Origin of the sequence: Paraburkholderia ultramafica (assembly GCF_902859915.1) — a bacterium.
GTDB classification, from domain to species: Bacteria; Pseudomonadota; Gammaproteobacteria; order Burkholderiales; family Burkholderiaceae; genus Paraburkholderia; species Paraburkholderia ultramafica.
In genome coordinates this window covers 307,070-321,313 of sequence record NZ_CADIKK010000001.1, presented here as the reverse complement: position 1 = coordinate 321,313, position 14,244 = coordinate 307,070, and the positions used below count along the sequence as shown (strand labels likewise).

The 14,244-nt window shown below is 62.8% G+C and carries 10 protein-coding genes and 1 pseudogene; 5 read left to right on the top strand and 6 right to left on the bottom strand.

All coding sequences use genetic code 11. The features are described 5' to 3' along the window. Positions 1-102 precede the first annotated feature (102 nt). Positions 103-1,431, bottom strand: a complete 1,329-nt coding sequence (locus HV744_RS01510; protein ID WP_175147788.1) for a class I SAM-dependent methyltransferase — start codon at positions 1,429-1,431, stop codon at positions 103-105. A gap of 381 nt (positions 1,432-1,812) precedes the next feature. Here HV744_RS01510 and HV744_RS01505 point away from each other — a divergent pair, with 381 nt between their 5' ends. From HV744_RS01505 to ltaE, 3 genes and pseudogenes are all read left to right on the top strand, one after another. Then, on the top strand, positions 1,813-2,061 hold the full coding sequence (locus tag HV744_RS01505) for a hypothetical protein (RefSeq protein WP_175147787.1): 249 nt from the start codon (positions 1,813-1,815) through the stop codon (positions 2,059-2,061). Positions 2,062-2,104: 43 nt separating this feature from the next. Next, positions 2,105-2,331 (top strand): annotated as a pseudogene (locus HV744_RS01500) (hypothetical protein); the annotation flags it as partial. Between the two features lie 372 nt (positions 2,332-2,703). Further along, complete coding sequence (gene ltaE / locus HV744_RS01495) at positions 2,704-3,711, top strand: low-specificity L-threonine aldolase (RefSeq protein ID WP_175147786.1); 1,008 nt, start codon at positions 2,704-2,706, stop codon at positions 3,709-3,711. A gap of 56 nt (positions 3,712-3,767) precedes the next feature. On the opposite strand, the gene HV744_RS01490 is transcribed toward ltaE, so the two are convergent. Further along, a complete protein-coding gene (locus HV744_RS01490; RefSeq protein WP_175147895.1) occupies positions 3,768-5,135 on the bottom strand; it encodes an MFS transporter in 1,368 nt (455 codons plus the stop codon). Between the two features lie 741 nt (positions 5,136-5,876). On the opposite strand from HV744_RS01490, the gene HV744_RS01485 reads away from it, so the two are divergent. Continuing rightward, complete coding sequence (locus HV744_RS01485) at positions 5,877-8,330, top strand: glycogen/starch/alpha-glucan phosphorylase (RefSeq protein WP_175147785.1); 2,454 nt, start codon at positions 5,877-5,879, stop codon at positions 8,328-8,330. A 106-nt stretch (positions 8,331-8,436) separates the two neighbouring features. Here the strand turns inward: HV744_RS01485 and HV744_RS01480 are convergent, their stop codons facing one another. The 4 genes from HV744_RS01480 to HV744_RS01465 all read right to left on the bottom strand — a co-directional run bounded on the left by HV744_RS01480 (position 8,437) and on the right by HV744_RS01465 (position 11,883). After that, positions 8,437-9,561 (bottom strand): hypothetical protein, encoded by a 1,125-nt coding sequence (locus HV744_RS01480; protein ID WP_175147784.1) that lies wholly within the window; start codon positions 9,559-9,561, stop codon positions 8,437-8,439. A gap of 268 nt (positions 9,562-9,829) precedes the next feature. Next, entirely contained in the window at positions 9,830-10,087 is a 258-nt protein-coding gene (locus tag HV744_RS01475; protein ID WP_246278895.1) for a hypothetical protein, read from the bottom strand. A gap of 305 nt (positions 10,088-10,392) precedes the next feature. Next, the gene (locus HV744_RS01470) at positions 10,393-10,779 is read right to left on the bottom strand and encodes a DUF6232 family protein (protein WP_175147894.1); all 387 of its coding nucleotides are present in this window, start codon (positions 10,777-10,779) and stop codon (positions 10,393-10,395) included. Between the two features lie 117 nt (positions 10,780-10,896). Continuing rightward, on the bottom strand, positions 10,897-11,883 hold the full coding sequence (locus HV744_RS01465; RefSeq protein WP_175147782.1) for a hypothetical protein: 987 nt from the start codon (positions 11,881-11,883) through the stop codon (positions 10,897-10,899). A 585-nt stretch (positions 11,884-12,468) separates the two neighbouring features. Between HV744_RS01465 and HV744_RS01460 the strand changes: the two genes are divergently transcribed. Then, entirely contained in the window at positions 12,469-14,202 is a 1,734-nt protein-coding gene (locus tag HV744_RS01460; RefSeq protein WP_175147781.1) for an IlvD/Edd family dehydratase, read from the top strand. Positions 14,203-14,244: the final 42 nt, after the last annotated feature.

The following is a 14,244-nucleotide window of genomic DNA, read 5'->3' as shown; positions in this document are numbered from 1 at the left end:
GACATCATGGCGAGGCGCCCGTCGCCGGATTGCCTGCATCGGTGCAGTCGCGTCTCGCATGAGACGACGACATGCTCGTGTGGAGAAGGCCATCGAAGTCAACTAACTCGACGAGCGTCCCTTGTCCGGTGTTTCGGCGGTTGAACTCTGCGCATACATATATGCGCGATTGAACGGATATTCACATTGCCCGACGCCGAGGCGAGCAGTGGAATGATCGCGCGGTTCGGTCACGTCAGCGGGGCGCGACGCCAGAATCTGGAACAGCGACGTCCAGCCTCGCTCGAATCCCATAGCCGACCCCGCCAGGTAGAGGCGGTACGCGCGGATGACCTTTTCCGCATCGCGGCCGAGAATCCGGCGCGCCTCGTCGAGATGGGCCTCCAGGGCATCGGCCCAATGCCATAGCGTGCGCGCGTAATGCGGCCGAAGGCACTCGGCGTCCACCGGTTCCAGCTTGCCCCGGGTCATCGCATCCATCATGACGCTCACGTGCACCAACTGACCGCCGGGGAAGATGTATTTGTCGATGAAATCACCCATGCCGCCGTCGAGTTGCACCGTATCGGGATGGCCAGCAGTAATGCAGTGATTCATCAACATCCCGCCTGGCCGAAGCAGACGGTGCATCTTCGCGAAGTACAAGGGCAAGTTTGGGCGGCCGACGTGTTCGCACATGCCCACTGAAGCTATTTTGTCGAAGGGTCTGGACTCGTCGACGTCGCGGTAGTCCTGCAGCAGCATCCGGATGCGGCCCTGCAGCCCCTTCTGGTCGATAAGCCGGTTGACATAGGCGTGCTGGTTCTTCGACAGCGTGATGCCTGTCGCGGCGACGCCGTAGTGCTCGGCGGCCCACAACAGCAGCGCGCCCCAACCGGCGCCCACGTCGAGAAAGCGTTCGCCGGAACGCAGCATCAGCTTTTTGCAGATGTGATCGACCTTGGCTTGCTGGGCCTCTGCCAGCGACATGCCCGGCGCTGAAAAGTACGCGCACGAGTACACGAGCAACGGATCGAGCCAGAGGGCGTAGAAGTCATCGGAAACGTCGTAGTGATGCTGGATCTGCGCGGCGTCCACGGCCCGGCTATGGTGGCTGCGCTCCCAAACGGCGCGGCGGGCGCGATTGACGCGGCTCTGCAGCCATCCGTGCGCGTCCTGGGTCGGGTCATGACGGAGCAACGCGGGCGCGGTCGCCATCAGATCGTGCAGATCGCCTTCGATCTCGAGTCGGCCTTCCACATAGTCTTCCGCTAGTCGCCCGATCTCGCCCTGCGTCAGATGCAGGAGCGCCCGCATGTCGCGGATAACGAACGACACTCTTGGCTGCGCCGCTCCAATGCGCTCGCCATCCGGAAGCCTCAAGGAGCAGGGCAGCGGCAGGTTGGCGATCTGTTGTTCGGCCGGTTGCCGAAAAAGGCTGGATAGCGTCATGGCCGTTGTCTCCTTCAGGCAATGTCACAGTCCTTGGGTGTGGGCGACGACCGCGTTCGGGGCAGATTGTCTTTGCAAACTGCGCCTTTTTCCTTCACGCCGTTCGCGCGTTCGAACACACCTACCCATCACGATGATGCCACGACACTGTCACCGCCGCATCGTCCGTGACGGGTGCCAGTCGGTGGCAATCGCATTGCAGTCGTTTCCATTATGTATATCATGAAGTGATATATATTGATCTTATCCGCTTCGAATGTGAAGCAATGGAATAGCGCATGTCTTCGGAAGCAATAGGCGAAACGACGACGTTGCCGCTCAACGCTGGCCTCCATAGATCGCGCACGACATTTTTGATCAATTCCACGGCTGGAGATCAATATGGACGCCAATTTGTACCTGTTGCTTTTCTTCGTCGCAATGATCGTTCTCTCTCTGGTTGGACTGGGGCTGTCGTTCCTTATTCCAGGAGATGACGTTGCGGATCGACCATCCGTTGTCCGTCGCTCCGAGCCTGCTGCGACGGTCGTGGTCAGGGCGCCGTCCTGCCGATATCGCGTGCATGCCGGCCGGCGCGAGCATTTCCCCGATGCCGCGGGAGGTCAGAGGAGCAGGATGAACAAATCCTGAAAAAACAGAGCCTGTGAAACACAGCGACAACCAAAAAAGCAAAATGCCGCCACGTCATGACGGCCAGAACACGATTGACTCCACGATTGGCAACACGCCATTGGTTGAACTGGTTCGCCTGCCAGATGAGACAATTCGCGCGCAACAATGTCATCGTTGGCAAGCTTGAGGGCTCCAACCCCCGCGCGGTCCGTCAAGGATCGGGCCGCGCTGTCAATGATCAGGGGTGCAGAGCGTCGAGCTCAGATCAAGCCTGGTGACGTGTTGATCGTGGAGAATGCCACGATCGTATTCGTCATATGCGATCGCGGCGACCGTTACCTGTCAACCGGTGCGTTTCCCGTCTGACTTCAGCCGGCGGCGCGGGGCAGTGCGACCGCGACACGAGGTTGTTTGTTGATCGGCCTTCCCGAACGGAAGCGCGCCGCTCCACGCCGATATCATTCGCACCGGCAGCCGCCGACACCAGCACTGAAGCAGTAGCCAACCCGCTCGCGATGCTGCGCCGCAGCAATGACAAAACAAAAAGCAAAAAGCAAAATGCGTGGCTACACTACCGGCGCGGCATCCGTCCGTCGATGCACGGAGGGCGCGCCGACCGGCTGTCATAGGCTGTCATTCACAGACGCACAGGGACACACCATGATCGATTTGCGCAGCGATACCGTAACCCGTCCGACCCCGCCGATGCTCGCGGCGATGTCGGCCGCCGAAGTGGGCGACGACGTCTGGGGCGACGACCCCACCGTGCTGCGTCTGCAAGCCACGCTCGCCGAACGCGCCGGCAAGGAAGCCGGCCTGTTCTTCCCGAGCGGCACGCAAAGCAATCTGGCGGCACTGATGGCGCACTGCGCGCGCGGCGACGAATACATCGTCGGCCAGCTCGCGCACACGTACAAATACGAAGGCGGCGGCGCAGCGGTGCTCGGCAGCATCCAGCCACAGCCGCTCGAGAATGCCGCCGACGGCTCGATCCCGCTCGACAAGATCGCCGCCGCGATCAAGCCGATCGATAACCACTTCGCCCGCACACGGCTGCTGGCGCTGGAAAACACCATCGGCGGCAAGGTGCTGCCGGCGGGTTATGTCGCCGAGGCGGTGCAACTCGCGCGGCAGCGCGGCCTGTCGACCCACCTCGACGGCGCGCGCGTCTACAACGCGGCAGTCGCGTCGGGCAAGCCGGTCGCGGCTTTGTGCGAGCCGTTCGATTCCATTTCGATCTGTTTTTCGAAGGGGCTGGGCGCGCCGGTCGGCTCGGTGCTGGTCGGCAGCCAGGCGCTGATCGACGTGGCGCACCGCTGGCGCAAGGTGCTGGGCGGCGGCATGCGCCAGGCCGGCGTGCTGGCGGCGGCTTGCCTGTACGCGCTGGATCACAACGTCGAGCGCCTTGCCGATGACCACGCGAACGCAGCGCATCTGGCGGCGGGTCTGGAAGCCATCGAACAGGTGACAGTGCAGTCGATCGCCACCAACATGGTGTTCGCGCAGTTTCCGCAGCAGCATTGCGCGCCGCTCGAAGCATGGCTCAGGGAGCGCGGCATTCTCACGCAGATGCTGTACGCGTCGCGCTTCGTCACGCATAAAGACGTGTCGCGTGACGATATCGACACGTTTGTCGTCGCCGTGAAGGGGTATTTCGCGGCGCATTGAGCGGTGGTCGATTGACGAAGCGGGCGCGCTGTCATGACAGCGCGCCCGTTTTTATTTCATTTCGCCGACGCTTTCACATGCTCACCCGCGCGATGCGACGGCGCCAGCAGCCGCAGTCCGCTCGCGAGGCTCGCCGCGCCGGCGAAGAACGCGCCGGTGCTGAGCGCGAGCGTCGGACCATGCCGGCCGGCAATCCCGAAGCTCAACGCAACCAGCGCCGCGCCCGTGGTCTGCCCCAGCAGCCGCGAGGTCGCGACGATGCCGCTCGCGCCGCCGCTGCGCTCCGGCGGCGCGCTCGCCATCAGCGCCTTCAGGTTCGGCGACTGGAAGAAGCCGAAACCCGCCCCGCAAATCGCCATCCGGATGCCGATGTCGAGCACGTGCGGATGCACCGGCAACAGCGCCAGCGACGCCATCCCCGCCGACATCACCGCCAGACCGATCGCGCCCAGCAGGCCAGGCGGATAACGGTCCGACAGGCTGCCCGCCAGCGGCGCGGCCAATGCGACCACCACGGGCCAGGGCGTCATCAGAAAGCCGGTTTCGACCTGACTGCGATGCAGCACGTCCTCGAAGTAAAACGGCAACGATACGAACGCGAGACCCTGCGCGGCGAACGAGCACACGGCCGTCACCGCCGACAACGCGAACACCGGCCGCTTGAACAGGTCGACAGGCAGCATCGGCGCCGGGTGGCCCGCTTCACGGCGAATCAGCAGCAGCCCGAAGACCACCGCAATCGCCGCCGCGCTCAGCACCAGTTGCGCCGAGGCCCGCTGCGCCGCCTCGCCGAGCGCGAAGATCAACGCGGCGAAGGTGATCACATTGAGCAGCGCCGCAACCGGATCGAAATTGTGCTTGCCGCGCTCGGTGTGCGGTAATGCCGGCCATGCAAAACCCAATGCGAGCAGGCCGAGCGGCACGTTGACCGCGAACAGCCACGGCCACGCGGCAACGGACAGAATCAGCGACGCCACCGTCGGCCCGACCGCGAACGACACGCCGACGATCAGCGCGTTGGTGCCGAGGCCGCGTCCGAGCCGATGCGGCGGATACAGATAGCGGATCAGCGCGGTATTCACGCTCATGATCGCGCTCGCGCCGAGGCCTTGCAGCACGCGCGCTGCGGCCAGCAGTGGCAGCGTCGACGCCATCGAGCACGCGAGCGACGCCAGCGTGAACAGCGCAATGCCGCTGATATAAATCCGCCGATGCCCGACGATATCGCCGAGCGCGGCAAGCGGCAGCAGGGTCGCGACCATCGCGAGCTGATACGCGTTGATGATCCACACCGATGCGGCGGGCGCCGCGTGCAGATCCGCGGCGATCGCGGGCAGAGCGGTGTTGGCGATCGCGGTGTCGAGCGTGGCGAGGGCAACGGCGAGCATGATCGCGGCCATCGCGCGGCGGTTGGCGGCGGACATCGGGCCGTCCGCCGGGAAGGTCTGCGCGACGGTGGCGCTGAGTTTGTCGGACAAGGCGTGGCTCGTCGGGTTATGCGTGCCGATGCGGCGAGCGGTCGAAAAAACTCGGCGCGCGAGCGGCAGGGTTGTGTGGAGTGAGGCGCGCGTCGCCCGGTCCAGCGGTCGAGGCGGTGCGCGCGGTGAAATGTAGCGATTGTTGCAGAGACGTGGAAATTCTGCTGGGACGCGGGCAAGGCGGGACTTCCGTTTGGTTCGGCATAATGCAACTAACGGTCAAGCCCAACTGACCACTTTGAACTGGGCGGCGCGGCAGTCTGTCACACGCTATTCGGCACACTGTTCAGTAGACAAGGCGCCCGATTTGACCACGTACCGAAGCGATCGACCGATTCATCGGCACGTCACGCGGCAAAAAAATAATGATGCTGTGCGTCGAGCCAGATGCTTCTGGCCGTTCGCAACCGCTCGCCAGTTTTGTGCCGGCCGATGCACGCGCTCAGTGCCGCGCACACGCAACCTGCACCGCGTACGTGCGAAATGCCGCCACGCTGACGTGTACAAGCCTGTGCCAGCCCGCGCCGCCGGGCATGGCATGTGCGTGAGCCCCCGCTTATGCGCGCCGATGTGCGGTAGTCGTAGAATGTCCTACTCTGTTTGTTAACCCGCTTGACCGGCACGCGCCTCCCGTCCGTCATCTGTGCGGTTCGCGCATGCCGCGTCGCTTTTTCCCCGGAGGCTTCGATGACAGCCGTCGATCTGGAATTCGACCAGCTCAACAGTACCGTCGACGCGCTGCGGCGCTCAATTTCCAACCGCATGATGTACGGCGTCGGCAAGGACGCCGTCACCGCGCATCCGCATGACTGGCTGCATGCGGCGGCGCTGGCCGTGCGCGACCGGCTGGTCGCGCGCTGGATGAAAACCACCCGCCTGCAATACGAACAGGACGTGAAGCGCGTCTACTACCTGTCGATGGAATTCCTGATCGGCCGGACCTTTACGAACGCGTTACTCGCGCTCGGCATCCACGATCAGATGAAGGAAGCGCTCGCGAGCCTCGGCGTCGATATGGAGTCGCTGATCAACATCGAGCCCGACGCCGCGCTCGGCAACGGCGGCCTCGGGCGGCTCGCCGCCTGCTTTCTCGATTCGATGGCGACGCTCGGCATTCCGGGCTTCGGCTACGGCATCCGTTATGAATACGGCATGTTCCGTCAGGAGATCGTCGACGGCGAGCAGGTCGAAGCACCGGACTACTGGTTGCGCGCGGGCAATCCGTGGGAGTTTCCGCGACCCGAAATCAAGTATATGGTCCACTTCGGCGGCCGCACGGTCCAGCGCGGCGAACAGGTCGAATGGATCGACACCGAGCATGTGAACGCCACCGCCTACGACACCGTGATTCCAGGCTATGCGACCGACGCGACCAACACGCTGCGGCTGTGGTCGGCGCGCGCCACCGATGAACTCGATCTCGGCGCGTTCAATCGCGGCGACTACCGCAACGCGGTCGACGCGAAGAACATGTCGGAGAACGTCTCGCGTCTGCTGTATCCGGACGACTCGACGCTGGCCGGCCGCGAACTGCGGCTGCGCCAGGAATACTTTTTCGTGTCGGCGACCATGCAGGATCTGATTCGCCGCTATCAGCGCACGCACAGCACGTTCGGACGCTTCTCCGAAAAGGTCACGGTGCATCTGAACGATACGCACCCGGTACTGGCGATTCCCGAGTTGATGCGTTTGCTGGTGGACGTCCATCACCTCCCGTGGGACAAGGCATGGAAACACGTCACGCAGATCTTCTCGTACACGAACCACACGCTGATGCCCGAAGCGCTCGAAACGTGGGACGTCGAGATGCTCTCGCGCCTGTTGCCGCGGCATCTCGAGATCATCTTCGAGATCAACGCGCAGTTTCTCAAGCACGTCAGCGAGCACTCGGGCCATGACGTCGAGATGATCCGCCGCATTTCGCTGGTCGATGAATATGGGCAGCGGCGCGTGCGGATGGCGTATCTGGCGATCGTCGCGAGCCACAAGGTGAACGGCGTGTCGAAGCTGCATTCGCAACTGATGACCCGCGACATCTTCGCCGACTTCGCGCGTATCTATCCGGACCGCTTCACCAACGTGACCAACGGCATCACGCCGCGCCGCTGGCTCGCGCAGGCGAGTCCGTCGCTGTCGTCGCTGATCGATCAGCAGATCGGCCAGCACTGGCGCAGCAATCTGTTCGAACTGGAGCAGTTGCGCAACCTGCGCACCGACAGCGGCTTCATGGACGCCTTCCGCGAGGCGAAGCGGCAGAACAAATTGCGACTCGTGCAGCGGCTTGCGCAGCACACGAAACTGCACTTCAATCCGGACGCGCTGTTCGATCTGCAGGTCAAGCGCATCCACGAATACAAGCGGCAACTGCTGAACGTGCTGCACGTGATCGTGCGCTACAACCAGATTCGCGCGAACCCTGAACGCGAGTGGGTGCCGCGCGTCGTGATGTTCGCCGGCAAGGCCGCGTCCGCGTACCGGATGGCGAAGACGATCATCAAGCTGATCGGCGATGTCGGCGAGAAGGTCAATCACGATCCGCTGATCGGCGACCGCCTGAAGGTGGTGTTCGTGCCGAACTACGGCGTCAGCGTGGCCGAGCTGATCATTCCGGCGGCCGATCTGTCGGAGCAGATTTCGATGGCCGGCACCGAGGCGTCGGGCACCGGCAACATGAAGCTCGCGCTCAACGGCGCACTGACGATCGGCACGATGGACGGCGCGAACATCGAGATCTGCGATGCCGTGGGGCGCGAGAACATCTTCATCTTCGGCCATACCGCCGACGAAGTGGACGATCTGCGCGCGAGCGGCTACCGGCCGCGGCATGTCTACGAGGAGAATGCGGAACTGCGCAGGGCGCTCGACCAGATTCGCACCGGTTTCTTTTCGCCGGACGATCCGTTGCGCTTCTCGGACATCTTCCACACGCTGGTCGACTGGGGCGATCACTACATGGTGCTGGCCGACTTCGCCGCGTTCGTGAAAGCGCAGGAGGAGGTGGATGCGCGCTTCGTCGACAGGCGCGCATGGACCGAAAGCGCGATCGAGAATGTTGCGGGGATGGGGCAGTTTTCGTCGGACCGTACGATCGGCGAGTATGCGCGCAATATCTGGCGGGTGAATCCGCTCGATCTCGGGTGACGGCGGCGCGCTTTTCTGTTTCTGTTTCGCTTGATGGCTCGACACGTGACCAAGCCGTGCGGTTCATTGTTTGAACCGCACGGCCTTGTTTATTTTGAGCGGAACATCACGGCGCGAAGCTTTCGCTCGCCTTCGCCGCATACAGACCCAACTGGCCGCGCGGGAAATCGAACAGCACGTCGATGTTCTGCATCGCCATCAAACCGACCACGATGCGGTTCGTGTCCGGCTGCGCCTTGACGATCGTGACCTGCGCGCTCTCGTAGCGGTGCGCCCATGATCCCACGCCGATCGCCGCCTCATAGTTGCCTTGGTTGAGCACCTTGCCGACCTCGTCGTCGCCGGTCCAGTTCGGCGCCTTGTCCGTTTCGATGCGGATCATTCCTGAGCTGCCGGTGGCGAACACCAGCGGCGCGCAGAAGGTCATCTTGTCGGCGACGCGCACGCAGCCTTTCGGCCATTGTGTCGCGCCGTCTTTCGATGCGGCCATCGGCAGCATCGTGTAGTCCTTCGTGAGCGCGCTCGACGGACTCAGCACGAGGTAGGGCTTGGCGAAGTTCGAGTGCACCAGATACCGTTGACCGATGTTGCCCGGCAACGCGCGCAGCGGCTGCGTGCAGCAGCCATCGCTCCGCAGGTCCGCGCCGACGCCGGCAATCCCGGAGAACGCCCAGCCGAATTCGCCGGTGTAGCCGTCGATTGCGACGCAACGCTTCGCACTCGGCAGGCAGCGCACGACGTCGACCGCTTGCGCGGCGATCGGCACCGGCTTCGTGCCGGCCACGCTGAACGGCAACGTGACGGCTGCGCCCACCACTTGCGCGCCGTTCGCGAACGACAACGACGTCACGTCGCCGGCGCGCGTGTAGTTCGAACCCGGCAGCGTCGACTTCAGGATCCGCACGCCTTGCGTGCCCGTGTCCAACGCGACGTACAGCGGCTTGCCGTCGAGCTGGACCGGCAGGCCGAGACGCGCGTGATCCTCGTCGGCGCGCTCAACATGCAGTGGAATCAGCAGGCCGTCGTTGCCGCCGTTGATCAACGCGGCACTGGCGGCGGGCGGCGTGGGAATCGGGAAGGTGGCGGAGCAGCCGTTCAGCGCGACGAGCACGCCGCCTGCCAGCAGCGCCACGGCGGCGAGGTCACGCAGATGACGCCAATGAGCATGCAAACGGCCACGCCACTGCGGACGAACGTGCCGGCGCGCGGCATTGGGAGACGACAGGGACATAGATTACGCTTCGCAAAAAGGCGCGGTCCCTTGACGAGGCGCTGCATCGTGAGCTGCTGACGGACAGCGTTGGCGGCAATCTCACTGGAACGCTGCGGTGTGTGAGCGGGGAAGCCGGATGCTCGCGCAGGCCTGTGCGAGGGAACACGCGATAACAGAAGCGGCGACTCTACACGGTCACTCGAGTGCAATTGCAAAGATGTGTAAAGGAGTTGGTGCGTGGTGGGCGGCCTGCCTGTGCAAACGCTGATCGGCGTCAGTAGTTGCGTCAGTAGTCGCGTGGACGCCGGATCACGGTCGCCTGCGCGTGGCCCAGCGTGGCGCGATCGAGGGTGGTGGTCAGCAGGCTGATCACGTCGTCGAGGGTGCGCGAAGTCACTTCGACGCGGAAGGTCACGCGCTCGTGCTGGCGGTCGATGGTAACGATGTACAGACGCAGATCGTCCCCGAACGCGGCGTGCAACGCGCGCCGTCCGTCGGCCGACGAGGTGCCGGGCACGGTAACGTCGATGATGACGAGCGGCACGGCGAGATGCTTGGGACGGGCTAGGCGCGATGCGCGTGGGACGGAGGTTGCGGACGTTGCGACGGACGTGAGCATCATGGTTGCGCCGATCCGGCGAGGCGGCGCGCGTTGTTGATACCTGTCTACTCTAGCGAGGCGAGCCTCAAGGGCGTGCAAAAGCTGCTGTGTCGCGGATCAAATTTGTGTTAACGCGGGGCAGGCGCTGTGGGCGGCTGTGTCGCGGATGCGTGTTCGCGGGTGGCTGTGTCGGCGCGCGATGATATGCGTATGTCGCGCGCCGATGTGCAATTTGACGACCAGTAACTTCAGGCCTTTTGGACCGCCGCTGCTTTCGCTTCATGCACGGCCGCGCTCACACGCTCGACGAATTCGCGATCGATGCTCATGAGCGCCTCACGTTCACCATTGGTCGTCTGCACCATCAGACGATGCGTAATGTCCTGGGTCGCCCACGTGAGCCAGCCGACCACGACCAGCATGACGCCACACACGATGCCCGCCGGCGAGCCGAAGATTGCGCCGAGAATCAGGCCGATGAGACCGAGCAGCGAAATCGTCAGGGGTAGGGCTTTATTTTTCTGTACGGTGACGACCTGCACGCTGACGATGTCGCGCAATGGGAAGACCTGGCCGGCGGACGACAGTGCGTTGCGCGTGACCGATACGCCACGATCATTGAAAGGGGTTTCCATCGAGTTGAATGCAAAGGGGTGGTGAAGGGGGGAGGGTAGCAGATATTTTGGAGGGCGAAGTTGCGAAGGGGGGAACTGCGCCTCGCCATACCCGGTCTGCCGCAACACGTCGACGACTTACGGCCACGGGTGCGCACGGACGTCAATTACGTCGGGTTCGTCGTAGTCGCCGATCCACGTTACGACTTGCCCCCCGCCTGGCGAGACGATGTCGAGTGGTTGCCTGGTAAAGTCGGCCAGCATTTGCCCGTAAAGTTCGTGGTCCCACTCGCCAAAGATCCCGCCCGACATTCCGCCAAACGGTATTTGAGTAACGCTGGTGCGGCCGGGGCTGATGGCGGTGACGTACTTCGGAACCAGTTGCTGGGTTCGCGCCTTCATAAACACCTTGGCGCAAATTTCCTCAAACTGCAACGGATGGAGGTTGTGGCTAAAGAGCTTGGGAAAGATTTCCTCAGCAAGCCGTTCCTGGGCGCCACCGTCCGCAACACAAATAAGACCTACCGTATCGAGTCGGACGGCGATACACCCGTGCACAACGTCATCGCGATACATGAATCGATGTGCGGCAGAAGGATGCTGCTGAACAGGAAACACCAGAACGGATGCGTGGAATTTGGTCTCAAAGCTGTGAAATTCTATGGAGGTCCTCGCTGCCTGCATCGTGAAATGCAGGTGCCGGAAATTTTCGAGGACAATGCTCGGAAGGATTGGCCCTGCATGATGATTGGACTGGTCAGACGGCAAGAGAGCCTCAACGTACAAGGCGCCGAACATCAGCTTCGAAAGCCAAACGTACAAAACTTCGTGACCCAGAGCACGAACCGCCTCGGCACCCGACGGAAGCGCACTCGCGACTTTGTCTTTGATACGGGACAGCGATATTCCATTGCATTCAACGCATGCCGGCGCCGTGAAGCTTCGGTACTTTATCCTTGTCCCGTTTACCAGAGTCAGTTGGCGATTCCAAATATCAAACTTTCTCTGGAGCCACCGTGGGAATACGTGCTCCCGTGTAATTTGATCGATAGGAAACTTTTCCCCGCAGAGAAAGCAACGATCTTGGGCTGCGCCTTTTAACGCATGGTTTGATAGGTCAATCATTGGCAATTGCACTTTCGCGAGAATACGACCCTCGCATAATAGCTTCGTTGACTCTCGGATAGCCGACACCAAATGGGGCGAATGGTCGAAACGCGTCGAGTTTCAGCCCTATGTCACCGTCGAGCGACCGTCGCTTCATGGCCGTGGGCGCCGGTTGGACAGTGTTACACAAAGCGGTCGTTGGAGTGCGATTCGCCAGCCAGCGCAAACGGCGGCAATGGCCGATGATCTAACCTGGCTTCCGCAACCCTCAACGCCCACCTCGGATGCTGATCCCCATCTGCCCGTGCAAAAACCCATCCACAAAACCCCCGCCCAAATCCCGCCCCATCTCTCGATACCAAAATTGATATCAATAACACCCAAAATATAATTGGAAAGATATCAACCCGCTCCGTACACTTCAGCAGTCGCATAAATTGAGCAACAGCTTTCCGTGATCCGCATTTCAAAGCTTGGCGATGCCAGCGACAGTGCGAAACACGCTGTCGCCATCCGCTTAATCGTCGTATCGCCGGTCGCGTCGCGCCGGTTCGGTCAAACTGGCCGGTGCTGTGTCCCGGCACGTGCATCAAGGAAATAGGCATGTCGGAAAATAAGCGGAAATTGCGTTCGGCTGAATGGTTCGGCACAGCCGACAAGAACGGCTTCATGTATAGAAGCTGGATGAAAAACCAGGGCATCCCCGATCACGAGTTCGACGGTCGCCCCATCATCGGAATCTGCAACACCTGGTCGGAACTCACGCCGTGCAACGCGCACTTTCGCAAGCTCGCCGAGCATGTGAAACGCGGCGTCTACGAAGCCGGCGGTTTCCCGGTCGAGTTTCCCGTATTTTCGAACGGCGAATCGAATCTGCGTCCGACCGCGATGCTCACGCGCAATCTCGCGGCGATGGATGTCGAAGAGGCGATCCGCGGCAATCCGATCGACGCGGTCGTGCTCCTCACCGGTTGCGACAAGACGACCCCCGCGTTGCTGATGGGCGCGGCGAGCTGCGATGTGCCGGCGATCGTCGTCACCGGCGGCCCGATGCTGAACGGCAAACTGGACGGCAAGAACATCGGCTCGGGCACCGCGGTGTGGCAACTGCACGAATCGTTGAAGGCGGGCGAGATCAACCTGCATCAGTTCCTGTCGGCCGAGGCGGGCATGTCGCGCTCGGCGGGCACCTGCAACACGATGGGTACCGCATCGACGATGGCGTGCATGGCCGAAGCGCTCGGTACGTCGTTGCCGCACAACGCGGCGATCCCGGCGGTCGATTCGCGCCGCTATGTACTCGCGCATATGTCAGGAATCCGTATCGTCGAGATGGCCCACGAAGACCTCAAGCTGTCGAAGATCCTGACGCGCGAGGCTTTCATGAACGCCATTCGCGTCAACGCCGCGATCGGCGGCTCGACCAACGCGGTGATCCATCTGAAGGCGATCGCCGGCCGCATCGGCGTCGAGCTCGAGCTTGACGACTGGGTGCGCATCGGACGAGACACGCCGACGATCGTCGACCTGATGCCGTCGGGCCGCTTCCTGATGGAAGAGTTCTATTACGCGGGCGGTTTGCCGGCGGTGCTGCGCCGGCTCGGTGAAGCCGACCTGCTGCCGCATCCGGGCGCGTTGACCGTCAACGGCAAGTCGCTGCGGGACAACGTGAAGGAGGCGCCCGACACCAACGACGAAGTCATCCGGCAGCTCGACAATCCGCTCGTCGCCGATGGCGGCATCCGCGTGCTGCGCGGCAATCTCGCGCCGCGCGGCGCGGTGCTCAAGCCGTCAGCGGCCACGCCCGAACTGCTGAAGCATCGCGGACGCGCGGTGGTGTTCGAAAACCTCGAGCACTACAAGGCGCGCATCGTCGACGAGGCGCTCGACGTCGACGCCGACTCCGTACTGGTGATGAAGAACTGCGGCCCGAAGGGTTATCCGGGCATGGCTGAAGTCGGCAACATGGGACTGCCGCCCAAGCTGCTGCGTCAGGGCGTGAAGGACATGGTGCGGATTTCGGACGCGCGGATGAGCGGCACCGCCTACGGCACCGTGGTGCTGCACGTGACGCCGGAAGCCGCGGCAGGCGGCCCGCTGGCTGCCGTGCAGGACGGCGACTGGATCGAACTCGATTGCGACGCCGGCACGCTGCATCTGGACATCACCGACGCCGAACTGGAACGCCGGATGGCGCAACACGTGCCGCCGCAGCCACCGGATGGCGGCGGCTACCAGCGCCTGTACGTCGATCACGTGCTTCAGGCCGATCAAGGCTGCGACCTCGACTTCCTCGTCGGTTGCCGCGGCGCCGCTGTGCCGCGCCATTCTCACTGACTTGCTGACGCTGTCGATATGAGTTGGGCGAGTAACCGCCAG

Excerpts from the sequence above, each read along its gene's own strand:
- HV744_RS01460 (WP_175147781.1), top strand. The coding sequence starts at position 12,469 with ATGTCGGAAAATAAGCGGAAATTGCGTTCGGCTGAATGGTTCGGCACA.
- HV744_RS01505 (WP_175147787.1), top strand. The coding sequence starts at position 1,813 with ATGGACGCCAATTTGTACCTGTTGCTTTTCTTCGTCGCAATGATCGTT.
- HV744_RS01465 (WP_175147782.1), bottom strand. The coding sequence starts at position 11,883 with ATGATTGACCTATCAAACCATGCGTTAAAAGGCGCAGCCCAAGATCGT.
- HV744_RS01510 (WP_175147788.1), bottom strand. The coding sequence starts at position 1,431 with ATGACGCTATCCAGCCTTTTTCGGCAACCGGCCGAACAACAGATCGCC.
- HV744_RS01485 (WP_175147785.1), top strand. The coding sequence starts at position 5,877 with ATGACAGCCGTCGATCTGGAATTCGACCAGCTCAACAGTACCGTCGAC.
- HV744_RS01480 (WP_175147784.1), bottom strand. The coding sequence starts at position 9,561 with ATGTCCCTGTCGTCTCCCAATGCCGCGCGCCGGCACGTTCGTCCGCAG.
- HV744_RS01490 (WP_175147895.1), bottom strand. The coding sequence starts at position 5,135 with ATGTCCGCCGCCAACCGCCGCGCGATGGCCGCGATCATGCTCGCCGTT.
- HV744_RS01470 (WP_175147894.1), bottom strand. The coding sequence starts at position 10,779 with ATGGAAACCCCTTTCAATGATCGTGGCGTATCGGTCACGCGCAACGCA.
- ltaE (WP_175147786.1), top strand. The coding sequence starts at position 2,704 with ATGATCGATTTGCGCAGCGATACCGTAACCCGTCCGACCCCGCCGATG.